Raw genomic sequence first — 23015 nt, 5'->3', positions numbered from 1 at the left:
CAGGGTGATACAGGGCCGCAAGGTGCCCAGGGCGACGCTGGTCCGCAGGGTCTGCAGGGCGAAACGGGTCCGATGGGCCCCGTGGGTCCGACCGGTGCGCAAGGTCTCCAGGGTGAGACAGGTCCGCAGGGTGCGCAGGGCGACATCGGTCCGGCAGGCAACGACGGAGCTCCGGGTGCCGATGGTGCGCAAGGTCCGGCGGGTCCGGCTGGCGCCGATGGTGCGCAGGGTCCTGCAGGTCCGATCGGCCCGGTGGGTCCGCAAGGTCCACAAGGCCCGGCGGGTCCGGTTGGCGCCGATGGTGCGCAAGGTCCAGTCGGCCCGATGGGTCCGCAAGGTCCCGCAGGCAATGACGGCGCTCCGGGTGCCGATGGTGCACAAGGTCCAGCGGGTAACGATGGTGCTCCAGGCGCCGATGGCGCGCAGGGTCCTGCAGGTCCGATCGGCCCGGTAGGTCCGCAAGGTCCGGCAGGCAACGACGGCGCTCCGGGTGCCGACGGTGCCCAAGGTCCAGCAGGTCCGGTTGGACCCGTAGGCCCAGCCGGTGTCGACGGTGCGCAAGGCCCAGCGGGTAACGATGGCGCCCCTGGCGCTGACGGCGCACAGGGTCCGGCAGGCCCGATCGGTCCGCAGGGCCCGGCAGGCAACAACGGCGCTCCGGGTGCCGATGGTGCACAGGGTCCGCAGGGTGTGGCCGGTCCGACGGGCCCACAGGGTGCCATGGGTCCAGTGGGTCCGCAGGGCCCGGTCGGGCCAGCCGGTCCGACGGGTGCAAACGGAACGAACGGTACGAATGGTGCGCAGGGTCCGGCGGGTCCCGCAGGTCCGGCGGGCACGACGCGGGTGCCGTTCTTCGGAAGCTCGTACTTCGCCTCCTCTGGAAACAACGTACGTTACATCGGCATGGGTGAGGCAGATGGAGTCGAAACAAAAGTCGCCATCCCGATGCCGGTCGGAGGAACCGCGGGCGGACTTCAGGTCAGGACCAACGTTTCGGCTGGAGGCGGAAACAACTGGGTCTTCGTTCTCTACGTGAACGGTTCGGCGACGAGCATCGGATGCACCATTGCCGATGCGGCGACGAATTGCAGCGATGGTGCGAACTCGGTCGCGCTGACGGCAGGGGATCGTGTCACCTTGCGCCAGCAGGGCAACAGTAATCCAAGCGCTGCTTCCGTCACCTGGTCCTTCTATATCGACCAGTAGCTGTAGCAGACGGCGACCACCCGCGGACGCCGAAGTCAGTGATAGCCGAGCAGGGCCCGGGCGCGAACGAGGATTCGAGCCCGGGCCTCTCCATTTGGACGCCGCGCAGGGTTTGCGGTCGCGGTCATCGAATAGGGCGATGCGCCACCGCATGCCCAGGCCGCTTCGATCGACGCATGGCATCCATTCGCCGACCGCGCCGCGCAATGCGCGGCCCGGTCGTCCGGTCGCCCAAGTCATTCCGAATGGCCGCGCCCGCGCGATCGCGGCACGAGACTCTCGTTCCCTGGGCCGGGCTTCCATTGTTCGGACTTGACTCCAGGCGAGTTCGGATATCTTCCGCATTCGCTCACTTGCGGTGTATTCCACAATCGCTGCACGGTATTCTCCGAGCCGGCAGAGGTGCGCCCAGCGGCTCATGTCTCTCCGCCGCACTGCCTCAAGAGTCCGATGCAAAAGCGAGAGCAGCGAGCAGATGCAGAACGAAGGTCGGAAATTTGCGGCGGACCCCGATCCTGATGGGGTTACAGACGCACGCCAGGTTGGGCGCAACCGGGGCAACAAGGCACTTCGGCTTTTGCCCTACGAATTCGGCGCGGTAATCCTGCTGGCTGCCGTTGCCGTCATCGCGACTGCTGCCATGCTCGAGCTGCAGGCCAGTGCAACTGCCTACATCGTCGGCGAAGGCCACTGGTCCAAGGCGCAACAGGATGCCGCCCGCAACCTTCAGCGCTATGCCTCGAGCGGAGATGCCTCGTTGCTTGAGAGAGCGCGGGCCGATCTTGCCGTGCCGCTGGGCGATCGCGCGGCGAGACTCGCGCTGGAACGGGATCCCCCCGACACCGATATCGCGCGCGCCGGCTTCCTGCAGGGGCGCAATGCGCCTGCCGATGTCGATCGGCTCATCCGGATGTACCGATTCCTGCATGGCGCGCCCTACTTCCGGGAGTCCGTCGCCCAGTGGCGGGAGGGGGACAAGGGCATCCTGGAACTGGAGCGGCTGGCCAGCGAGATGGAGTCGGCCTATGCCGAAGGCGTGAAGGCCGATGCGCAGGTCGACATGTTCCAGCGACGAATAGAAGCGATCAATACGCGACTTCGGCCCATAGAAACCGCGTTCTCGCAGTCGCTCGTGCAGGGCACGAGAATGCTCAGGACGCTGCTCATCATCACCAGCGTAGTCATGTTCGCGATCATCGCCTGGATCGTGATCGTGGTGTTGCGTTCGACGCTCATGCGGATTCGCGAGAGCGAGGGCATGTTCCGCGCCGCCTTTCATCAGGCGGCGGTCGGCATGCTCAGGATGAAGCTCGATGGCCGCATACTCGAAGTCAATGAAACGATCTGTCGGATTCTCGGCCGCCCGGCCCAGGATCTTTGTCTTCTGAATCTGGCCGACATCGTGCACGCCGATGATCTTGCGGCCATGAAATCGGCGGATGGCGAGGGCATCGACTGGTCCAGGCGCATGAGGCCTTCCGAGCATCGCTTCCTCGCCGAAGACGGCAGCACGCGATGGTTGCGCTGGACCGTGTCGATGGTCGATGGCGACGTCGATGGCAAGGAGCGTGTCTTCGGCGTCGCCGAGGATGTATCGGAGGCGCGCCGGCTCTCCGACGAGATGATTCATCAGGCCAGCCATGACGCGTTGACCGGCCTGATCAACCGACGCGAAATCGAAGCACGCCTGCAGCGCGCCATCCAGTCCGCGGGTGCCATCGGTGAGCCACATGCGTTTCTTTTTCTCGATCTCGACCAGTTCAAGCTGGTCAATGACACCTGTGGACACCTCGCGGGCGACCAGCTGTTGCGGCAGATCGCCGGGGTGCTGCAGATGCACATGCGCGGCAACGACTGGATGGGTCGCCTCGGCGGAGACGAATTCGCCCTGCTGCTCGAGCGGACCGGGATCGACGAGGCCATCAGGATTGGACAGCGATTGCGCCGCGCCCTGGCGGGTTCGACGTTTTCCTGGGAGGGCAGCGCCTTCAACGTCACCTGCAGCGTCGGCATCGTCGAATTGCAGGGCGCCGACGAGGATGTGGGCCACGTCCTGCGCGCCGCCGACCGGGCCTGCTACCAGGCCAAGGAAGATGGGCGCAATTGCATCCGGGTCTACCACGAATCGGATCTGGCGATGGCCCGTCGGCGCGAGGAGATGGCCTGGGTCGGGGACATCCGGCAAGCGATCGCCGACGGCAGGATCCTGCTCTATGCCCAGCGCATCGAAGCGCTCGACGGCGACGGGCAACTGAACTACGAAGTGCTGGTTCGTCTGCGCGATCAGAAGGGCCGCCTGTTCTCGCCGGATGCATTCCTGCCGGCCGCCGAACGCTATGGCCAGGCCATGGCCATCGACAGGCTGGTCATGTCGATGGCGCTGCGTGCGCTCGAAGACCATCCGGATCACCTCTCGAGCCTGAACCGCTGTCACCTCAATATCTCCGCCCAGTCGATCGCGAATCCGGAGTTCCGGAAGCACGTCGCCGATCTGCTCGATTCGAGCGCGGTGCCGGCGCGCAAGTTGTGTTTCGAGCTTACCGAGACGGCGGCGATCGCCAATCTCGCGCACGCCCACGAATTCATCGAGGACATGCATTCGCGCGGTTGCCAGATCGCGCTGGATGATTTCGGCAGCGGGCTTTCCTCGTTCGCATACCTGAAGAATCTGCCCGTGGACATCCTCAAGATCGATGGGATGTTCATCCGCGACCTCGCCAACAACGAGGTTGACCCGGTCCTTGTCCGTTCGATGTGCAATATGGCGCGGTCGCTCGGCAAGGTCACCGTCGCCGAGTGGGTCGAGGACCGCAACATGCTGGCCCTGCTGCGCAAACTCGGCGTCGACCAGGCGCAAGGCCACGGCATTCACGAGCCGTGCACCCTGGGCGATCTGGTTTGCGAGCGGATCGGCGGCGAAGCCGTCCAAAGGTAACTTGGACTAGCCGCGTTCGATGCTGAACTCGATCGGGACCAGTCCGCGGGCCGGTACGGCAATGCCATCGATACGCACGGGCCGGAAGCGCGAGCGCAGCACGGCCTCGCGGGCAGCGCGATCGAGCTGCCGGGAACCGCTGCTGCGGGCGATGTCGACCTCGACGGGCAGGCCATCGCGACCGACCAGGACGCGCAAGACGACCGTGCCTTGCTCCCCTCGTCGCCGCGCATCGAGCGGATATTTCGGCTGCACGATGCTCTCGTAGGCAAGCCCGACGTGCGCAGTCGCGGAGCCATTGCCGAGGTCGGTGGCTGGTTCGATCGTGGTCGCATCCGCTTCGACCGCCGGCCGTTCGGGGGTGGCCATCACGCTGTCGACGGCAACGACCGGAGCGGGGCTGCTCGGAGCGATCGAAACGGTCCGATGTCGCGCCACGGGTTGCGGTCTCGGTTCATCCGGAAGCGCGATTGGCTCGGATTCCGGCGGGATTTCGATCAGGCTCGTCGAGAGTGTCGTCAGGTCCTCTTGAACCGGATCCAGTGACGGCAGCGCGATTGGTATGGCGAGCAGGACCACGGCCAGGACATGGACCGAGAGGGTTCCACTGAGGCCGCCGATGCGCAGCCAGTCGACCGGCGTTTGCGCAACCGGGTTCATCGTGCGAACTGACATGTTCTTCCCCTTTCGTGTTGACCTGGGAAGTGCAACGCCAGTCTGCGCCGTTCGGGGTCGGGCGAATGCCAGCGATCACGCGCAGCCGGTAGGAGGAAGGCCCCCGATGGCAGGATCGGCCGGACGCCAGGCGTCCCCGGCGTGCAGAAACCCGATCTTGGACGCGCGTGGCAGGCGCCGGATCGCGCACTCGGCACGTGCCGCGCTGGCCCGGTCGGGAAATGCCCTCGAGCCGATCAGGCGCAGCGGCGGGTTGGCCCGGGTATAGCGGGCACCGCGACCGGCCACATGCGCGGCGTAGCGGGCCTCGAGATCGTTGGTGATGCCTGCATAGAAACTGCCGTTGCGGCATTCGATCAGATAAAGGCACCAGGGCTTGGGTGTTGATGGCATCGACATACGGGATTCGCGGTCAGGCGCCGGCGGCGCCGGACAAGAATGGCACAAGGGCATGGCACGGACACGTCGCCTCTGCGCTCTCAGTGCGCGCGCGGGCGTCTCGATCGGCATCGGCGCTTCGTGCCATGATTTGGACTCCTGCCGCGTTCCGGCTTCGATCGAGGGGCCGCCTCAGTGCATCCATTCGTGCGGGCCAACGGCGGGGTCCAGGTCATCGCTCACCGTGGCGCCAGTGCGCTGCGTCCCGAGCATACGATTGCGGCCTATCTCAAGGCGATCGAAGATGGCGCGGATTTCATCGAGCCCGACCTCGTCATGACGCGTGATGGCGTGCTCGTCGCACGCCACGAATGCGAACTCTCGCGATCCACCGATGTCGCGTCGCATGCGGAATTCGCCGGGCGCAGGACGTGCAAGTCCATCGACGGCGAGCGCCTCGAAGGATGGTTCTGCGAGGATTTTTCGTTCGAAGAATTGCGTCGTCTGCGGGCGCGCGAGCCACTGCCCGAGTTGCGTGGTCGTGCCCACGATGGCATGCACGTCATTCCTGCGTTCGACGAGATCGTCGCCCTGCTCGAGCGGAAATCGAAAGACCTTCGTCGAACGGTCGGTATCATTCCGGAGCTCAAGAACTCCACCCATCACCGATCCATCGGTCTCGATCTGGAGCGGGCCCTGGAGACGGCGACGCAGCACCACGCCCTTCTGCGAAGGGTGCCATTCGGCATCCAGTCTTTCGAAGTGTCCAATCTTTCGGCGTTGCGCGACACGCTCTGCGCATCCCACCGCAACATTTTTCTGGTCCAGCTGATCGGCGAGGCGGATGCGCAGCCGTTCGATCGCCGCGTCGCCGGGGATACCCGGCATGACTACGCCGGTATGACCACGGCGCGAGGGCTGGCCGTCATTGCTCGCTATGCCCATGCGGTGGCCGTGCAGCGGCGAAGCATTGTTCCGCTGGACGCCGTTTCGGGGAGCCTGGCCGGAGCGACAGCGCTGGTTGCCGACGCCCATGCCGCGGGCCTGGCCGTGCAGGCCTGGACCGTGCGACCGGAGAACCACTTCCTGGCGCCGGCGCTGCGTTGCGGGACGAAACCCGCGACGCGCTGCGAATCCGGCATGCGTGAGGAAATACACGCCCTGGTCAGCGCCGGCGTCGATGGCATTTTTGTCGATGATCCTGCCTTGGGCCGACAGGCCGTGGACGGACTCTCGCGCTAGATCGATCATTGCGGCAGAACAGGAAACCGCCAGCAATCCTGCTGGCGGCCTGCTGTCTACCCGACGTTGGAGAGCGCTCGAGCCTGCCCAGTCTGGCAGAGCGATATTGCAGAATTGTTGCGCTGCGCCGCCGCGCGGCGTGCGATTGAATCAGCGTTGCGCGGCCGCCAGGATCGGCGCCACCGCTGCTGCGCTCGCGGCATCGCCGACGCGCTCGGAATAGCGGTCGGTAAGGGTTGCGACATGGGGACGCAGCAGTACCGTGAAGCGCACCAGTTCCTCCATGACATCGACGATGCGCTCGTAGTAGCTCGACGGACGCATGCGGCCCTGCTCGTCGAATTCCTGCCATGCCTTGGCCACGCTGGACTGGTTCGGAATCGTGAACATGCGCATCCAGCGACCGAGCAGTCGCAGCGTGTTCACGGCATTGAAGGACTGTGATCCGCCGGAAACCTGCATCACCGCCAGCGTGCACCCTTGGGTCGGGCGCAGCGAGCCGACGCTCAGCGGCAGGTGATCGATCTGCGCCTTGATCAGCCCGGTTACCGCACCATGCCGTTCCGGGCTGCACCAGACCTGGCCTTCCGACCAGATCGACAGTTCGCGCAGTTCGCGGATGGCGGGGTGGTCGTCGCCGGCGATCTGGTCGGGGAAGGGCAGGTCGGAGGGATCGAAAATGCGGGGTTCGGCGCCGAAATAGCGCAACAGGCGGGCGGCCTCCTCGACCGCGAGCCGCGAGAACGAGCGGGAGCGCAATGAGCCGTACAGCAGCAGGATGCGGGGCGCGTGGGTCCCCGGCGCAAGAACGCCGGCGAGGTTGCGGGTGGCACGATCCAGATCGAGCGCAGGCAGCAGGTCCACGTTCTCCAGGGCACGGATTCTCATGATGGATTCGCAATCCTCTTGGTCAGATAGGTGGCACTGGCTGGGCATAGCGCGGCAAATTCACGGGTCGAGGCGATGCTCGCCGGTGCGTCGTTGCGCTCTGCAGGACGGAATCCATGGCGAGTGAAGAAGGCGTTGGCTGTCGTCGTCAGCAGGTGCAGTGTCCGGCAACCCTCGGCGGCGGCCCTGTATTCGATTGCATCGAGCAGGGCAGCGCCCATGCCCTCCCGGCGCCGCTCCGGCTGCACCCACATCGAGCGCAGCAGGCGATGGATGCCGTTGCCCTGCAGGCCGACGTAGCCGGCGACGGTGTCGTCGAGCCTGGCGCGATAGAACCGGCAATCCTCGGCGTCGATATCCTCATGCGGCAGCCCTTCGCTGGAAAGGGCCGCGCGCAATCCGGCCATTCCGGCAGGCCCAAGGTCCTCGAGCAGGAGAGCGCCGCTCACGCCGCGGCACCGCGTTCGTACCAGCTGCGCGAGCGCTTGACCAGGGCCACGATCGACAGCATGACCGGAACCTCGACAAGGACTCCGACCACGGTCGCCAGAGCGGCGCCCGAGTCGAGGCCAAACAGACTGATCGCCGCGGCCACGGCCAGTTCGAAAAAATTCGATGCGCCGATCAAGGCCGATGGAGCGGCCACGCACCAGGCGACGCCGAAGCGGCGACTGAGCCAATAGGCAAGCCCTGCATTGAGGTAGACCTGGAGCAGGATCGGAACCGCGAGCAGGGCGATGATCAGCGGATGGGCGAGGATGGCCTCACCCTGGAACCCGAACAGCAGCACCAGGGTAGTCAGCAGGGCCAGCAGCGAGACCGGCTGCAGCACGGCCAGGGTGGTGCGTAGCGCGGCCTGGCTCCGGCGCAACAGGACAGCCCGCAGAACCTGCGCGATCACGACGGGAAGGACGATGTAGAGCACGACCGAGAGCAGCAGCGTGTCCCACGGCACCGTGATCGATGCAACGCCGAGCAGCAATGCGACCAGCGGTGCGAAGGCGAAGACCATGATCGCATCGTTGAGCGCGACCTGGCTCAGGGTGAAGTGCGGCTCGCCCTCGCAGAGATTGGACCAGACGAAGACCATCGCGGTACAGGGCGCGGCCGCGAGCAGGATCAGGCCCGCGATGTACGAGTGAATCTGCGCCGCCGGCAGCCAGGGTGCGAACAATCCGGCGATGAACAGCGTGCCGAGCAGGGCCATCGAGAACGGTTTGACCGCCCAGTTGATGAACAGGGTGATTCCGATCCCGCGCCAATGCTCGCGCACGCCGGCCAGGGCGGCGAAGTCGATCTTCAGCAGCATCGGCACGATCATCAGCCAGATCAGTCCGGCCACGACCAGGTTCACGTGGGCGAATTCGGCGCCGGCGATGACTGCAAACGCGCCCGGCGCGAGATGGCCCAGGCTGATACCGGCGACGATGCAGAGTCCCACCCATACGCTGAGGTAGCGCTCGAAGACGCCGATGCCGGCTCGGCGGCCCGCATTGGTCTGTGTGCTCATCGAAGAACGCTCAAGGTGTTCCGGAGGACAACGGCGTGGCCCCTTGCTGTTTGCCGATGTCGCGCAATTGCGCGGACAGTGCGGCGCGGTCGAGGCGCTCCAGCGGCAGCGCGGCAAAGGCCGCGATCCGGTTCTTCAGGTGGCGGAAGGCGGTCGCAAAGGCCTGCTTGCGTTCGACCGGACTGCCTTCGACCGCGGCGGGATCCTCGATTCCCCAATGCGCGGTCTGCGGATGTCCCGGCCAGATCGGGCAGGCCTCGCCAGCGGCGTTGTCACAGACGGTAAAAATGAAATCCATGACCGGCGCACTCGCTCCGTCGAATTCCTCCCAGCGCTTCGATCGCATGCCCTCGGTCGGGTAGCCGAAATTGGCGAGCGTTTCGAGGGCCAGCGGATTGACGTCGGGCTTGGGCATGCTGCCCGCGGAGAAGGCGCGGAATCGGCCGGCGCCGTCCTTGGCCAGGATGCCTTCGGCCATGATCGAACGGGCCGAGTTGCCGGTGCACAGAAACAGCACATTGAAGATTCGGTCGGACATGGAACACCTGTGAAGGGAGGGGTAGCGTGGTCGGTGCAGTTCGTCTTGGTTCGCTGGCGCGGACGAGGCCAACTCGGGCTCAGCGCATTGCCGCTACCGGATCGCAGCAGCATGCGAGTTCGGCAACGAGGGGGGTGCAGATCCCGGGATTGCCGCTGCAGCAGTCCTTGAGCAGATACAACGTCAGTTCGCGGAAGCGGTCGAGATCGGCGCGATAGATGATCGAGCGCCCATGGCGTTCGCAACCAGCCAGGCCGGCGCGAGCCAGGATCGCCAGGTGGGAAGAGCAGGTGTTCTGTGGGATGTTGAGCGCGCGCGCAATTTCGCCGGCAGGCAGTCCGGCGGGCTCATGTGCAACCAGCAAGCGAAACGCCTGCAAGCGGCTGGGTTGAGCCAGGGCGGCCAGCGCCGAGGTGGCTTCTTGAACATCCATATATCCAGAATAATGGATAGAAACGAACCGGTCAAGCCCAGCGCGCCTCGGACGTGGCCGTGCAGCATGTGCGGGATACCCCCCCTGCATCTGCGAAGACGTGACCGCGCCCAGGGGACGATGGGGTCACCCTTCGACCAAACGTTGATTGCGCCCGGCTGGGAACGCCCCAACACGGTATCCAGCCGCGGAATCCGGTGCGCGGCGGATAGCGAAGGCGGTCGATCGGGTGCGCACTTCGGTGGGTTGACGGGTACGGACGGGATTCGTACGATACGCCTCGTATATTTCCCGCCACCGATGGTGAGTTCACCCGTCCTCTGCCGGACGCCGTGAAGCGCTCTCGCGTAGCGATCGTGGTTTGCCGGTGTCCTGAGGAGAAAACCGATGTTGAGAATGTTCCCAGCCTGCGCCCTGGCGCTGGCGCTCGTACTGTGCGCCCCGAATTCGTTCGCCGCGAAACCCGTCGAAAAAGTGGTGACCGCCGATACTCCGGAGAAGTTCGCAGCGGTGGTCGAGAAGATCCACGCGCAGATGGAGCCCGGGCAGCGCTACGAGTTTCTGAGTTCGCAGGACCGCAAGAACGTCAACGCGATCCTGGAGCGCATGGCCGGCATGCTGGCGACGAACGGATCGGTCGAGGCCATGTCCGAAGACGATCGCACGCGGCTGTTCAACGATCAGGAGAAGGTCAACGGCTTGCTCGCACGCAATGCCGACGATCGTCTGGTCTGCACCTTTGTGGCGCCGGTTGGTTCGCATCTGCCCGTGAAAAAATGCCAGACGGCGCGCGAGATCGCGGAAAACCGCAAGCAGTTCCGTCGCCAGGCCGACGAACTAGGCAACATGGGGCGCGTCGGCCAGGGGCCGGGAAACTGATCGCCGCAAGACAACAGGCATTGATCCCGGTTCACGCGGGCCTGGATTGACCTGGCGAAACGGCCTGACCGTTCGCGCCGACTCCGAGGGAGCGGTCCGCCCGCCGCTTCCCTGTTCCATGTTCGCATGACCGGGGCGCACCGCATGGCTGCGAGCCAATAAGACGGCGCGTCCACGGCCCGCGTCGCCGAACTTCGCGGATAGCCAATGCGCGTGCGCCTGTCCATTTCAGTGCATGCGCGGGCCATCAGACCTTGCCGCGCTACTCCTCATGGATAGTTCGCTCGTCGAGTTCGATGCGCGCTCGGATCAGGACCGAGTGCCGGTTTGTCGCGTGCGTGCGGCCTGATGCTCGCCGTGGCCGGCGATGCGTGCATTCACATCGTGTGTCCCGGGCGGAACTCTGGACGTTGCAGGGCGGCGCCTTCGTGCAACACGCGGCGATTCGCTTCACACTGGACAACTTGGAATTGCTGTCGTACGATTGCAATCGTACTTAGGTTCCGGCGTTGATGTCCCTGCCTGCCAGGCTGCGCCGATTCCGGCGATTTCGCCGCGGTGAATTCGCCCCGTCACCCAAGGAGTCCACCATGTCACGCTTCCTCGTCCTCACGCTAGTCGCACTCGTGCTCTCGGCTCCGGCCGTGTACGCCAAGAACCCCGAAAAAAAGGCCGTCGTCGCGGACACGCCCGAGAAATTCGCGCTGCTCGTTGAGGCTATCCGTCAGGAGATGGCGCCGGGCAAGCGCTACGAGTTCCTCGATTCGCGCAAGCGCGATGCCGTCAATCGCGATCTCGATCGCATGGGCGAAATGCTGGACAAGGCGGGGAGTGTCGATGCCATGTCGCAGGAAGAAAAGACCGAGTTGTTCTCGACCCAGGAGCGGGTCAACGGCGTCCTCGCCAAGAATGCCGACGACCGCCTGGTGTGCACGCACCGTGCACCGACCGGTTCCCACATTCCAATGACCGAATGCAAGACCGTTCGCGAATTGGCTACGCGTCGTGCGGAGGGTCGCAGGAAAATGAAGGAAATGGAGGATTCGCAACGCGCCCTCGATGCGAAAATGTTCAGCCCAGCCGGAGGATGATGATGGTGTCCGGATCGAGCATCGATGTCGGGCCGAATCCTTGCCTTCACGCGCCCTCGGGTCGCGCCGCAGGCGGGCCGCGTCGAGCGGCGACCCCGTAGCAACGCAAGCGCGCTACTGTCGTCGCAGACGCGACGTCATCCGCGTCGGATCCCAGGGCCGGGGCCCTGACTGCCTGCATGCAGCGCGCCTGAAGGCGCCGCGGGATCCACCACCCGGAGTCTGAATGGAGTATGGTCGGTCACCGCGACCCTGCCACCAGGAGACTCCGGATGTTCCTCGCCTGCAGACGGCCATCGGGCCGCGTTTCGATCGCCGGCCTGATTGCGCTCATCGTACTTCCGGCCTCGGCTGCGGCAGCCGATCCATCCATCCTCAATGGCCTCGAATGGCGCCTGCTCGGACCCCATCGGGGCGGTTGGGCCACCATGGCCACCGGCGTTGCCGAGCAGCCCGATACGTTCTACTTTGGCGCCGCCGGTGGCGGCGTCTGGAGGAGCCGCGATGCGGGCGCCACCTGGGAGTCGATCGACGACGGCCTCGATGACGCCGCGATTGGAGCCATCGCGGTCTCCGCATCGAATCCCGATATCCTCTACGCAGGCAGCGGACATCCCGAGCCGCGCTACGACATCCAGTCCGGCAACGGCCTCTACAAATCGGCCGATGGCGGGCAGCACTGGCGCAACATCGGCCTGCGCGAGACCCGCCACATCGGCGCAATCCTGATCGACCCGAAGAATCCCGACACGGTTCTGGTCGGCGCGCTCGGTCATATGTTTGGTCCGAATCCCGACCGCGGCGTCTTCCGCAGCACCGATGGGGGCCAGCACTGGACCAAGACCCTGTACGTCGATGACCAGACCGGCGTCGTCGACCTCGCCGCCGATCCAGCCGATCCAGCCAGCGTCTACGCTGCGACCTGGACCGCACGCGACTGGCCGTGGCTGAGCTACTTCACGCCGATCGAGGGTGAGGGCAGCGCGGTCTGGCATTCGGGCGATGGCGGGCAAAGTTGGGCGCGTGTCGGTGGCGAAGGCTGGCCGTCCGGCAAGCTGGGCCGGATCGGACTGGCGGTGGCGCACCTCGACAACGGCGCGACCCGGCTTTACGCGTCGATCGATTCGGCCGCGCACGCGGGTCTGTACCGTTCCGATGATGGTGGCGCGCACTGGCAACGCGTCAACGATGCCAGTGCCGTGTCGAGCTGGTACATGAGCCGCCTCACGGTCGCGCCGGACAATCCGGACACGCTGTACACGGTCGGCCAATCCATCCACAAGTCGACCGATGCCGGCAAGACCTTCTCGATCATCAAGGGCGCGCCGGGCGGTGACGACTACCATTATCTGTGGATCAATCCGAAACACCCCGAGCGCATGATCACCGCCGCCGACCAGGGCACCGTGGTCAGCGTCAACGGCGGACGTACCTGGAGCGACTGGTACAACCAGCCTACCGGCCAGTTCTATCATCTGGCCGCCGACAACCGGTTTCCGTACTGGATCTATTCGGGCCAGCAGGATTCGGGCACGGTCGGCATCGCCAGTCGCAGCGACTACGGCGCGATCAGTTTTCGCGACTGGCATCCCGTGGGCGGCGACGAGCGCGATTTCGACATTCCCGATCCGGAAAATCCCGATATCGTCTTCGGCTCCGGCCTCGGTGGCCGCATCTCGCGTTGGGACGCGCGCACCGGCGAAGTGCAGAACGTGTCGCCGTGGCCGGTTTCGAGCTATGGCGCACGCGGCACCGACGTGCGCTATCGCTATACCTGGTTCACCCCGATCGCCTTTTCGGCGCGCGCGCCCTACGCGCTCTATTCCGGCGCCCAGGTCCTGTTCCGTTCGCTCGACCGAGGGCAGAGCTGGCAGGTCATCAGTCCGGACCTGACCGGAGCCGCGGCGAAGAAGGGCCAATGCGACGGTTACGTGCCGGTACGGCGGGCCAGCGCCTGCGGCTTCGGCGTCATTTTCGCGATCACGCCTTCGCCGTCCGACAACGACGAGATCTGGATCGGTACCGACAACGGCCGCATCCAGCTCACGCGCGATGCGGGAGCAAGTTGGACCAATGTCACGCCGAAGGGCGTGCCGGATTGGGCCAAGATCAGTTCGATCGACGTCTCGGCCCTGGATGCCGGAACCGCCTATGCCTCGATCGACAATCATCGGCAGGACGATTTTCGACCGCGGATCCTGCGCACGCGCGACCATGGCAAGACCTGGACCGAGATCACGACAGGCCTTCCCGAGGGCCACTACGTGAGTGTCGTTCGGGCTGATCCGCTGCGTCGCGGCCTGCTCTACGCTGGCGCCGACAACGGCGTGTTCGTCTCGTTCGACGACGGCGCCCACTGGCAATCGCTGCAGCGCAACCTGCCGGTGGCCTGGGTGCGTGATCTTCTCGTGCACGACAACGACCTGATCGCAGCGACCCAGGGCAGGGCGATCTGGGTGCTCGACGATCTGAGTCCGTTGCGCCAGCTCGACGCCGCCGGCCCGGTCCGCATTGCACGCTTGTACAAGCCGGCTCCCGCATACCGGCTGCGCCCCGACCAGAACAGGGACACGCCGCCGCCGGCAGACACCGCGCTCGGCACGAATCCGCCGATTGGCGCGATCATCGACTATGTACTGCCGGTGGCGGCGCAGCGTGTGCGCATCGAAATCCGCGCCGCGGACGGCAGCGCAGTGCGCCGGTTTGCCAGCGATGAGCCACCGTCCGCGATCGGCGCAAAGCCGTATTTCGCCGACGCCTGGCTGCGACCGAATCCGCGTCCGGGCGTCGAAGCGGGCGCGCACCGCTTCGTCTGGGACCTGCGCCTCGCGCGCCCGAAGGCGATCAGGTACGACTACTCGATCGCCGCCGTGCTCGGCAAATCGACGCCGCTGGTTCCCCAGGGCCCGCTTGCCGTGCCCGGTGACTATCAGGTCGTGCTCGTCGCCGATGGGGTCGAATCAACGCAGCCGCTGACGATCAAGCCTGATCCGCGCGTTTCCGCATCGCCGGCCGACCTCGCCGCATCATTGGCGTTTTCGCAGGCCATCGCGGTCGAACTCGAACGCGACTGGATGGCGCACGGCCAAGTCGAAGCCGTGCAGCGCCAGCTGGACGACCGTGGCAAGGACACGACGCATCCACCGTCTGCAAAACTGAAAAGTGCGACCGATGCCTTTGGCAGGCAGCTCGAATCGCTGCGCGTCGACCACGGTCACGAGGCGCCAAGCCTGGCCACCATCGGCGACCAACTTGCTTCGCTGGCGACCGACGTCGAGGGCGCCGACCGATTGCCGACCGAAGCGCAAAAGGCATTGCTGGCCGAATGCCGCGGTCAGCTCGATCGATCCATCGAGCGCTGGTCCGACCTGCGCGACAAGCAGCTCGCTGCACTCAATGCGCAGGTCACCGCGGAGGGCCTGCCACCGATCAGCGTGCCGACGCCCGAGCAAATCGCACTCGGCGGAGACGCCGAGTCGAAGGACCTGCCCTGACCTGCCGCTACCCGCAAACCGTACCGATTTCCGGACTATCGCCATGACGATCCTCCTGCTTGGCCTGCTGGTCTTTCTCGGCATCCATTCCACCCGCGTCGTCGCCGATGGCTTGCGCACGCGCATGATCGCGAAGCACGGCGAGGGCGGCTGGAAGGCGCTCTATTCCGTGCTCTCGCTGGGCGGATTCGTGCTGCTCGTCTGGGGCTTCTCCCTCGCCCGGCAGCAGCCCGTGCTGCTGTACGTGCCGCCGCCCGCCCTCAAGCATGCCAATGCCTTGTTCACGCTGGTGGCCTTCGTCCTCGTGGCCGCGGCGTATGTGCCGCGCAATCACGTCAAGCAGAAGATCGGGCACCCCATGCTGGCCGGGACCAAGCTCTGGGCCTTCGGCCATTTGCTCGCCACCGGCTTTCTGCACGACGTCGTATTGTTCGGTGCCTTGCTGGCCTGGGCGGTCGTGCTGTTTATCGTTTCGCGTCGCCGGGATCGTCTCCATGGCATGACCTATCCGCCTGGCACCGTGACCGGTGATGTTCTCAGCGTCGCTATCGGGATCGGCGCATGGGCAACCTTCGCCTTCTGGGCGCATGCACATTGGATCGGCGTATACCCGTTCGGCTGATCGACGCAGTTCACAAATTGCCACGAGCGCGGCGGCGATACTGTCGCCCTCGAGAGGCAGGGGTGAGAGTAATGCGCAAAGCCGCATGGATTCTGCTGCTGATGTCCTCGCCTGTGCTGGCGGCGACCTATCAGGTTGGCCCTTCGCGTACCTACACGACACTCAATGCGCTCTTCGCAGCGGTCAACCTGGGCGGTGGCGATATCGTCGAAGTGGATGGTGGTGTCGCCTACGGCGGTGGTGTCGTGGTGCCGCAGGCCGATGGCGGCGCGTCCGGCAACCCGGTCGTGATTCGCGGCATCGCCGTCGGCGGCCAGCGCCCGGCGATCGTCGGCGCCGCGAATACGGTCGAGTTCCGACAGTCCGATCACCTGGTGTTCGAGGGCTTCGACATCAGTGGCGGCACGTCGCGCTGCATCCTGCAGGGCGCCCACGACGTGACCGTGCGCAACAGCGTCATTCACGATTGCCCGGCCCACGGCATTCTCGGTACCGACCAGCTTTCGGGGTCGTTCACGCTCGAGTATTCGGAGATCTACAACGCCGGCAATGGCACCAACCAGCATCCGCTGTATATCCAGAGCGACGAGATCGCGCACCCCGGTTCGGTGTTCCGCATGCAGTACTGCTATGTGCACAACGGCAACGGCGGCAATCTGCTGAAGAGCCGGCACGAGCGCAACGAGATCTACTACAACTGGTTCGAGGGCGCGACCTATCACGAACTCGAACTGATCGGGCCCGACGAAAACACGCAACAAGCCGGATGGACGCGCGACCTGATCCGCGAGGACTCCGACATCGTCGGCAATGTCATCGTGCACACGAATCCGGCATTCGGCGCGGTCATCCGCGTCGGCGGCGATGGCACCGGCCAGAGCAAGGGGCGGACGCGCTTCGTCAACAACACGTTCATCCTCGCCGCGGGCACCGACGCCACGGTGTTCCGCCTCTTCGACGGCATCCAGTCGGTGGAGATGCACAACAACGTCATCGACGTGACGGCCGGCGGCACCGCGCGCATCGAACGCACCGTGGAAGCGGTCTGGACTGACGGTCGACAGATCCACGGCAGCAACAACTGGATCGAATCGGGTTCGAGCTTCGTGCCGACCACGGCCGAGTGGAGCGCCACGCTGACTGGAACGAATCCGGGCTTCGTCAATGCGGGAGCCTGGAATCTGGTGCCGCAGACCTCGAGTCCGTTGCGCAACGCCGGCAATCCGGCACCCGTCAGTGCCCCGGGCTTTCCATTCCCCTTGCCTCTGTTTCCACCCGTCAATTCGCCGCGTCGTCAACTGGTTTCGGTGGGTTCGCAAACGCCGAGGGGGTCCGACGGCCAGATCGACATCGGGGCGTTCGAGGCGATGGCTGACCTGATCTTCGCCGACGGCTTCGGCGACTGACCAACGCGGCACGAATCCGGACGCTGGGGCGACAATCGACGGCGTGCATCCCGGCAGCACGGCAACCGCAAGGCAGCGATGAGCGGGCCACGAGCCGGGCCCACGAGCTCACCGACGAATGACGACAGGCGGCGCAATTCGTTGTACGATGATCTTCGTTGCAATGGCAGGCTTCGGGGGTGGCTATGTTCTCGAGCGCAACCAGGGTCGCACGACTGATTTCGATGCTGGTCGTACTCGCGATCGGTGCCTGTGGCGGCGGCAGCTCGAACTCGCCTTCGGCACCTCCGCCGCCCCCACCACCACCACCGCCTCCGCCGCCGCCCGCACCGACACTTGATCCGCAATACCGAGCGTCAGCCGACACGCCGTTCGCGGCCGGCTGCGATGGCATGGCACCTTCGGGTACCTCTTACGCGAACGCGGAAGTCGAACCGCATTTCACGGTCGACCCGGGCGTGCCGCAGCGTGTCTACGGCGCCTGGCAGCAGGATCGCTGGTCGACCGGCGGGGCACATGGCCTGGTCGTGGGCGTGTCCAACGACGGTGGCCGAAGCTGGAGCCGCAGCGCGCCGGCCTTTTCGCGCTGTGCGGGCGGCACGGCCGGCAACGGTGGCGACTTCGAGCGCAGCAGCGATCCCTGGGTCAGCGTTTCGCCCGACGGCACGGCTTATGCGATCGCGATCGCATTCAATGGCGCCTCGTTGATGCCGGGTTCGGAAAGCGCGGTCCTGGTCAGCCGCTCGACCGACGGCGGCGCGAACTGGAGCCTGCCGACCACGCTGGTCCGCGAGGGCAGCACGGCATTCCACGACAAGGAATCGATCACGGCCGACCCGATCGACTCGCATTTCGTCTACGCCGTGTGGGACCGGATTTCGGTCGACAATACCGGCCCGACCTGGTTCGCGCGCAGTACCGATGGTGGCGAAACCTGGGAGGCGGCGCGTCCGGTCTTCGATCCGGGCGTCAACAGCCAGACCATCGGCAACGTCATCGTGGTCTTGCCGAATGGCACGCTGGTCGATGCATTCACCCGCATCGATGCCGCCGCAAACGGATCAACGAACGCGTACTTCGACGTCATCCGCTCGACCGACAACGGCCTGACCTGGTCCGCACCGATCCGCATCTCGAGCGAACTCAGCGTCGGCACGGTCGACCCGGAAACCGGAATCCCCGTGCGTGATGCGACGATCACGCCGTCGATCGCGGTCGGGACTGGCGGCAGCCTGTTCGCCGCCTGGCAGGATTCACGATTCAGCAATGGTGCGCGAGACGGCATCGCCATGTCCCGCTCGGACGATGGCGGGCTGACCTGGTCGACACCGGCACGGGTCAATGCAAGCACGGCGGTCGCCGCCTTCGTGCCGGCCGTGCACGTGCGCGCCGACGGCATGATCGGTGTGACCTACTACGACTTCCGTGGCAACACGAACGATCGCAACACGCTGTTCACCAGCCTTTGGCTGGCGCGCTCGACCGATGCCGTGAACTGGCAGGAAAGCCAGGTGGCCGGCCCGTTCGATCTCGCCACCGCGCCGTTGTCCGGGGCCGGCAACACCAGCGGGTACTTTCTTGGAGATTACATGGGCCTGGCCAGCATCGGCAATGTGTTCGTGCCCTTCTACGCACGCACGACCGGCACGAACGGCAATCGCACCGACATCTTCGCCGCCCCCGCGGTATCGGTTACGACGAGTGCCGCCGCCATGGCCTCCGAGCTGCGCGGGCAGGATGCGCCGAAATCGGCCGAACCGGTCCCGGTACGGATGACCCCGGAATACCGCCTGCGCGTGGCCAGGAACATCGAGGCGAACATGAAGATCCATGTCCCCGGCGAACCGATCCGGGCCGGCGAGGACTGATCGATCGCGAGCAGGCCTGCGCGTCGGCATGCAGCCGCAGGAAGCATGCGCGAACGAGGGGATTGGAGTCACCTGCATCGCTGGACGCGAGCACCCTGCGACCAGGGTCCGACACTAGTCCGTGGTGCAGGTTCCGTGATGGCCGGAAGCCGCGCTGATCGCGACACAGGCGTTGATCGGTCCGCCGTTGTGGCGAACCGATTGGCGCAGCAGGGCTAGGATCTGGTTCTCGTCGAGCCCGGGCGAAACCTGCAACAGCAGCGCGATCGCGCCGGTCACGTGCGCGGCCGCCAGCGAGCTTCCGGAGGCATAGTCATAGCTGCCCCCAGGTTCCAGAGTGAGGATATCCCCGCCGGGTGCGCGCAATGCGGTCGGGATCGGAGCATGCGGCGCGCCGCTCGAGTCGACTGCGATCACCCCCTGCGTGCTGATCGGAAAACCCGGAACCTCGGTATCGGGAGCGACCGCGCCGACAACGATGGTTCCGCGCGCGATGGCATGCTCGAGCAGTTCCGCGAGCAGCGGATCGGGAGGGCCGCCGAGGCTCAGGTTGATCACGCGTGCCGATGATCGAATCGCCGCCGCCAGTGCCTGGGCCAGGGTGAAGCTGTTGCAGTGCGCGTGGCTGGCACCGGCCTCACTCGGCCAGCAGGCGCGATAGACATGCAGTTCGACCGCAGGTGCCACGCCGACGATGCCCACGCCGTTGTTGGCCACGGCTGCAATCACGCCGGCGACTTCCGTGCCGTGGCGATCGCGCCCCGGATCGCCGGCTTCGCCGCCGACGAAGTCGCGCTGCTCGACGATGCGTTCGGCCAGGTCGGGGTGGGTGGCATCGACGCCGCTGTCGACGAGGGCGACCGAGACGCTTCGACCGCTGGCCCAGTGTTGCGCCGCGCCGGCGTCGATCGCCGAAAAGCCGGTCTGCAGGCCGACATAGGGGTCATTGAACCCAGGTTTCGTAGCGGTCGCTTCGCTGGTTGATCTGGTCGACGTTGCCGTCAGCGTGCTGAATTCCTGCAGTGGCTGGGCCAGATGCACGCGACGGTCCTTGCGCAGTTCGGCGAGCACCCTGGCCCGATCGGCCGAGGCCGGAATCTCATAGAGCATGCAGCGCAGGTTGAGCGGTTCGATGGTCCAGGCCGAAACCTCCGCCAGCCCATGATCGCGTGCGATCCGTGCCGCCGTCGCCCGCGTACGTTCGCTCCCCGCATAGCCCGGCAAACCGGCGTAACCGCGCGGACTCGATCCGCTGATCATCATCGGGTCGGGCTTCTCGGTGATCGCGACGACGATGCGGCGCGAGATCGCACCGTCATGGTCGCTGGCCGCTTCGGCGCTCGTCGCCAGCAGTGTGCCGAGGAAAAGCAGCAGTCCTGCAGCCGCCACGAGATGGCGCGGCCAGAGCGCGCGGCGGGCAAGGGAGTCCTTCACCGCGCTCAAGGCGGAGTCGCCGATGACACACCAATGGGCTCGACCAGCAGGATCGCTTGGTTCGCGCGCAACTGCCGCACGGTTGCTTCGATGCGCTGCCGCTGTGCATTTCCCTGCCTGTCCTCCGACAGCCCAGCGGTGCGGTCGAAGCCGAGGGCGAGGATCGTGCCACCGGCATTGCTGCCGACGATGCGCAGACCGGCTTCGCCGAGCAGGGCCTGCAATTCGCCGACCCTCAGTGTCGGCGACGGCACAAGCCGGATCGCCGCGTCGGGCGCCGGCTGCAACGCCTGGCTCAGGGTCACGTAGCTTCCCGTCGTGTTGCCTGCATCGTGCTGGCTGGCCAACAGGGTGCCGAGACCGCCGAGTGCCAGGGCTTCGACGATGACGGCTGCGACCAACCATCGGTTCGTCCGCGCATGACCCACCCTTGTCCCTGGCCGCGTTGCAGGTCTCCGATCGTCGAGGTCCAACGGATCGTGGCTGGCATCGTGCGCCGCGGCCTCGTCTTCGGCGTCGATGCGCTCGAACAGGCGGACCAGCGCAACGGGGGCCGCAACCCCGCCGCTGGACAGGTCCTCCTCCATGCCGGCCTGGATCCGGCGCTGGAAGGCCAGCTCCTCACGACAGTCGGCGCAGGTGCAAAGGTGCGCTTCGATCCTCTCGCGGGTGTCCTTTTCAAGGGTGTCGTTGACCAGCCAGGGAATGAGCTCCCAGGCCTGGCGATGGATGGGATCGTGCGTGGTCATGCGGTTTTCGGGGAATTCGTGGGTTCGGGCTCGCCGCCGAGAGCGGGCAGGGTATTGCGCAGGCGTACGCGCGCGTGAAACATGCGCGCCTTCACGGTGCCCACGGCGCAGTCCATGATCACCGCAATCTCCTCGCAGGACTGGCCAAGAAAGTAGGCGAGCTCGAGGGTCACGCGCTGTTCGGTGGGCAGCAGATCGAGCCCGCGCCGGATCCAGTCGCGAGCCTCGGCGCGGGCGATGTCGCTGCTGGCATCGACGAGCTCGGCCATGCCGTCGCCGCCACCGTCGGCGGCGGTCGACGGCATCGCCCCTGCTTGCAGGGGGCGATCGCGCAGGGCCTTCATCAGGCTGCGGTAGGCGATCGCCATGACCCAGCTGCGTGGCTTGGAATCGCCGCGGAATCGTGAGGCGCTGCGCCAGACCGCCCACAAGGTGTCATTGACGACCTCCTCGACCAGATCGCGGCGCGAGGTGGAGCGGACCAGGAACCGCATCAGCAGACCGTGGTAGCGTGTATGCAACGCCCCGAACGCCGCGCGGTCGCCGCGTGCGACAGCCCTGATCAGGGCGAGCTCATGCTCGTCCGAAGGGGCTCGATCGCAATGCTTGCGCGAGGCGGTACTCTCTCTCATGCGCGCTTCCTGTTCACCCATGGCCTGGATCATCGACGGTATGTACCGTGAGAGAACCACGACGGTTGCATCGAATGCCAGCCCTGTCGCGATGACCGCATTCCGGGCGGAAGGTCCAGCTTACCGGCTCGCGCCTGCAAGCACGCGGTTTTCGGTATACGGCGGACAGTCTCGCCGGGCACTGTTTTCCATCGCGGAGAGGCCGGCTTGACGCGCGCCGCGCTGGCGATCGCCATCGCCGCGGGCTCCGCTGGCCTCATGGCGGCCGCGCCCGCCTGCGCCGGCCCTTGCAAGGGCGCGCTCGGACTGTCCTCGGAAAACATCTACCGCGGCATCTCCCAGAGTGAAGGCCGGACCAGCGCGTTCGGCGACCTGCATTGCACGCTCGCAAACGACTGGGTGGTCGGCCTCGGTGCCCATGCGATCCGGGCCCCATCCGGACGCCCCGACACCCAGCTCACGGGCTACCTCGATCGCCGCTGGCGCTTCGATGACGACTGGTCGGCCCAGCTCGGCCTGATCCACTACGAACCGCTGCAAGCCCGCAATCGCGCCGGCTTCCAGTATGACGAGCTCAATGCCGCGCTCGGCTGGCGCGGCCGCTGGCTGCTGGCATTCGCATGGTCGCCGCGGGTCGGCAACGCCTACATCGGTGACCCGGCTGGCTACAACGGTTGGTTGCGCATCGAATCGAGCTGGCGCCAGCCGCTCGGCGGAGGCTTCAGCATCGATATCAGCCTCGGTCATGCGCATCCGAGCGGTACGCCCCCACACGATTACCGATATGCAAACCTGGCCCTCAATGCGGCCTTTGGAGACCTCTACCTCAGCATCAACCGGATCTGGACCGGCCCACTGCGATTTCGTTACGAGGCGCTTGACCCACCCTTCGAGTTCACATTTCCTGCCAGGCAACGTTGGGTCGGGTCGGTGGTCTGGGTGTTTTGATTGCCCGTCAGGACGATCAGCATGGCGGATCCGGTACAAAGCATCCGCATCGTCCGGGCGGCAAGAGCAAGCCTCACTCTGGCACCG

Annotated in this window: 22 protein-coding genes; 11 read left to right on the top strand and 11 right to left on the bottom strand. The window is 65.8% G+C overall.

All coding sequences use genetic code 11. The annotated features are described in order from the left end of the window. On the bottom strand, nt 1-561 hold a 561-nt coding region (locus tag BM125_RS20465), incomplete at its 3' end, for a hypothetical protein (RefSeq protein WP_217647876.1). A gap of 342 nt (nt 562-903) precedes the next feature. Here BM125_RS20465 and BM125_RS20460 point away from each other — a divergent pair. Further along, nucleotides 904-1206 (top strand): hypothetical protein, encoded by a 303-nt coding sequence (locus BM125_RS20460; protein WP_217647875.1) that lies wholly within the window; start codon nt 904-906, stop codon nt 1204-1206. A 577-nt stretch (nt 1207-1783) separates the two neighbouring features. Beyond that, nucleotides 1784-4141 carry a putative bifunctional diguanylate cyclase/phosphodiesterase gene (locus BM125_RS13750; protein WP_175498091.1) on the top strand — a complete coding sequence of 786 codons (2358 nt, stop codon included), beginning with the start codon at nt 1784-1786 and terminating at the stop codon, nt 4139-4141. Nucleotides 4142-4147: 6 nt separating this feature from the next. Here BM125_RS13750 and BM125_RS13745 read toward each other — a convergent pair whose 3' ends face one another. Then, nucleotides 4148-4816, bottom strand: coding sequence for an energy transducer TonB (locus BM125_RS13745; RefSeq protein WP_092408934.1), 669 nt, complete (start codon nt 4814-4816; stop codon nt 4148-4150). Nucleotides 4817-4891: 75 nt separating this feature from the next. Then, nucleotides 4892-5209, bottom strand: a complete 318-nt coding sequence (locus BM125_RS13740) for a GIY-YIG nuclease family protein (protein WP_092408948.1) — start codon at nt 5207-5209, stop codon at nt 4892-4894. A 180-nt stretch (nt 5210-5389) separates the two neighbouring features. Between BM125_RS13740 and BM125_RS13735 the strand changes: the two genes are divergently transcribed. Next, nucleotides 5390-6436: a glycerophosphodiester phosphodiesterase family protein gene (locus BM125_RS13735; RefSeq protein WP_092408933.1), complete on the top strand. Its 1047-nt coding sequence runs from the start codon at nt 5390-5392 to the stop codon at nt 6434-6436. 150 nt (nt 6437-6586) lie between these two features. Here the strand turns inward: BM125_RS13735 and arsH are convergent, their stop codons facing one another. The 5 genes from arsH to BM125_RS13710 form a co-directional block, all read right to left on the bottom strand. Further along, complete coding sequence (arsH, locus tag BM125_RS13730) at nt 6587-7324, bottom strand: arsenical resistance protein ArsH (RefSeq protein ID WP_092408931.1); 738 nt, start codon at nt 7322-7324, stop codon at nt 6587-6589. Next, nucleotides 7321-7773: an arsenic resistance N-acetyltransferase ArsN2 gene (arsN2, locus tag BM125_RS13725; protein ID WP_217647874.1), complete on the bottom strand. Its 453-nt coding sequence runs from the start codon at nt 7771-7773 to the stop codon at nt 7321-7323. Before arsN2 ends, arsH begins: the two co-directional genes overlap by 4 nt. Next, complete coding sequence (arsB, locus tag BM125_RS13720) at nt 7770-8834, bottom strand: ACR3 family arsenite efflux transporter (protein WP_092408929.1); 1065 nt, start codon at nt 8832-8834, stop codon at nt 7770-7772. Before arsB ends, arsN2 begins: the two co-directional genes overlap by 4 nt. Nucleotides 8835-8844: 10 nt before the next feature. Continuing rightward, nucleotides 8845-9372 carry an arsenate reductase ArsC gene (locus BM125_RS13715; RefSeq protein ID WP_092408927.1) on the bottom strand — a complete coding sequence of 176 codons (528 nt, stop codon included), beginning with the start codon at nt 9370-9372 and terminating at the stop codon, nt 8845-8847. A gap of 79 nt (nt 9373-9451) precedes the next feature. Continuing rightward, entirely contained in the window at nt 9452-9805 is a 354-nt protein-coding gene (locus tag BM125_RS13710) for an ArsR/SmtB family transcription factor (protein ID WP_092408925.1), read from the bottom strand. 510 nt (nt 9806-10315) lie between these two features. Between BM125_RS13710 and BM125_RS13705 the strand changes: the two genes are divergently transcribed. The 7 genes from BM125_RS13705 to BM125_RS13680 all read left to right on the top strand — a co-directional run bounded on the left by BM125_RS13705 (nt 10316) and on the right by BM125_RS13680 (nt 19165). Next, nucleotides 10316-10684: a hypothetical protein gene (locus BM125_RS13705; RefSeq protein ID WP_139225006.1), complete on the top strand. Its 369-nt coding sequence runs from the start codon at nt 10316-10318 to the stop codon at nt 10682-10684. A 590-nt stretch (nt 10685-11274) separates the two neighbouring features. After that, nucleotides 11275-11775 carry a hypothetical protein gene (locus tag BM125_RS13700; RefSeq protein WP_092408921.1) on the top strand — a complete coding sequence of 167 codons (501 nt, stop codon included), beginning with the start codon at nt 11275-11277 and terminating at the stop codon, nt 11773-11775. Between the two features lie 272 nt (nt 11776-12047). Further along, nucleotides 12048-15269: a WD40/YVTN/BNR-like repeat-containing protein gene (locus BM125_RS13695; protein WP_175498090.1), complete on the top strand. Its 3222-nt coding sequence runs from the start codon at nt 12048-12050 to the stop codon at nt 15267-15269. A 43-nt stretch (nt 15270-15312) separates the two neighbouring features. Next, complete coding sequence (locus BM125_RS13690) at nt 15313-15891, top strand: NnrU family protein (protein ID WP_092408917.1); 579 nt, start codon at nt 15313-15315, stop codon at nt 15889-15891. A gap of 71 nt (nt 15892-15962) precedes the next feature. Further along, complete coding sequence (locus BM125_RS13685; protein ID WP_092408915.1) at nt 15963-17297, top strand: hypothetical protein; 1335 nt, start codon at nt 15963-15965, stop codon at nt 17295-17297. 148 nt (nt 17298-17445) lie between these two features. Then, nucleotides 17446-17637 (top strand): hypothetical protein, encoded by a 192-nt coding sequence (locus BM125_RS20265; protein WP_175498084.1) that lies wholly within the window; start codon nt 17446-17448, stop codon nt 17635-17637. Nucleotides 17638-17689: 52 nt separating this feature from the next. After that, complete coding sequence (locus BM125_RS13680) at nt 17690-19165, top strand: sialidase family protein (protein ID WP_217647873.1); 1476 nt, start codon at nt 17690-17692, stop codon at nt 19163-19165. A gap of 114 nt (nt 19166-19279) precedes the next feature. On the opposite strand, the gene BM125_RS13675 is transcribed toward BM125_RS13680, so the two are convergent. From BM125_RS13675 to BM125_RS13665, 3 genes are read right to left on the bottom strand one after another with little or no spacing between them, the layout of a single operon-like run. Further along, nucleotides 19280-20599, bottom strand: a complete 1320-nt coding sequence (locus BM125_RS13675; RefSeq protein WP_245778926.1) for a S8 family peptidase — start codon at nt 20597-20599, stop codon at nt 19280-19282. A gap of 5 nt (nt 20600-20604) precedes the next feature. Then, a complete protein-coding gene (locus BM125_RS13670) occupies nt 20605-21348 on the bottom strand; it encodes a zf-HC2 domain-containing protein (protein ID WP_092408944.1) in 744 nt (247 codons plus the stop codon). Beyond that, nucleotides 21345-21980, bottom strand: coding sequence for an RNA polymerase sigma factor (locus BM125_RS13665; protein ID WP_092408942.1), 636 nt, complete (start codon nt 21978-21980; stop codon nt 21345-21347). The genes BM125_RS13670 and BM125_RS13665 overlap by 4 nt, the downstream gene beginning before the upstream one ends. Before the next feature lie 207 nt (nt 21981-22187). Between BM125_RS13665 and BM125_RS13660 the strand changes: the two genes are divergently transcribed. Then, complete coding sequence (locus BM125_RS13660; protein ID WP_092408911.1) at nt 22188-22928, top strand: TorF family putative porin; 741 nt, start codon at nt 22188-22190, stop codon at nt 22926-22928. The last annotated feature ends 87 nt before the right edge of the window (nt 22929-23015 follow it).

The organism is Dokdonella immobilis (assembly GCF_900115085.1).
Lineage (GTDB): Bacteria > Pseudomonadota > Gammaproteobacteria > Xanthomonadales > Rhodanobacteraceae > Dokdonella > Dokdonella immobilis.
Note: the sequence above shows the minus strand (reverse complement) of the source record. Positions and strands in the feature narration are given on the sequence as shown.

Coding starts and splice junctions, on each gene's coding strand:
- BM125_RS20460 (WP_217647875.1), top strand. CDS start 904: ATGGGTGAGGCAGATGGAGTCGAAACAAAAGTCGCCATCCCGATGCCG.
- BM125_RS13745 (WP_092408934.1), bottom strand. CDS start 4,816: ATGTCAGTTCGCACGATGAACCCGGTTGCGCAAACGCCGGTCGACTGG.
- BM125_RS13740 (WP_092408948.1), bottom strand. CDS start 5,209: ATGCCATCAACACCCAAGCCCTGGTGCCTTTATCTGATCGAATGCCGC.
- arsH (WP_092408931.1), bottom strand. CDS start 7,324: ATGAGAATCCGTGCCCTGGAGAACGTGGACCTGCTGCCTGCGCTCGAT.
- arsB (WP_092408929.1), bottom strand. CDS start 8,834: ATGAGCACACAGACCAATGCGGGCCGCCGAGCCGGCATCGGCGTCTTC.
- BM125_RS13715 (WP_092408927.1), bottom strand. CDS start 9,372: ATGTCCGACCGAATCTTCAATGTGCTGTTTCTGTGCACCGGCAACTCG.
- BM125_RS13710 (WP_092408925.1), bottom strand. CDS start 9,805: ATGGATGTTCAAGAAGCCACCTCGGCGCTGGCCGCCCTGGCTCAACCC.
- BM125_RS13700 (WP_092408921.1), top strand. CDS start 11,275: ATGTCACGCTTCCTCGTCCTCACGCTAGTCGCACTCGTGCTCTCGGCT.
- BM125_RS13695 (WP_175498090.1), top strand. CDS start 12,048: ATGTTCCTCGCCTGCAGACGGCCATCGGGCCGCGTTTCGATCGCCGGC.
- BM125_RS13690 (WP_092408917.1), top strand. CDS start 15,313: ATGACGATCCTCCTGCTTGGCCTGCTGGTCTTTCTCGGCATCCATTCC.
- BM125_RS13685 (WP_092408915.1), top strand. CDS start 15,963: ATGCGCAAAGCCGCATGGATTCTGCTGCTGATGTCCTCGCCTGTGCTG.
- BM125_RS20265 (WP_175498084.1), top strand. CDS start 17,446: ATGATCTTCGTTGCAATGGCAGGCTTCGGGGGTGGCTATGTTCTCGAG.
- BM125_RS13680 (WP_217647873.1), top strand. CDS start 17,690: ATGGCACCTTCGGGTACCTCTTACGCGAACGCGGAAGTCGAACCGCAT.
- BM125_RS13670 (WP_092408944.1), bottom strand. CDS start 21,348: ATGACCACGCACGATCCCATCCATCGCCAGGCCTGGGAGCTCATTCCC.
- BM125_RS13665 (WP_092408942.1), bottom strand. CDS start 21,980: ATGAGAGAGAGTACCGCCTCGCGCAAGCATTGCGATCGAGCCCCTTCG.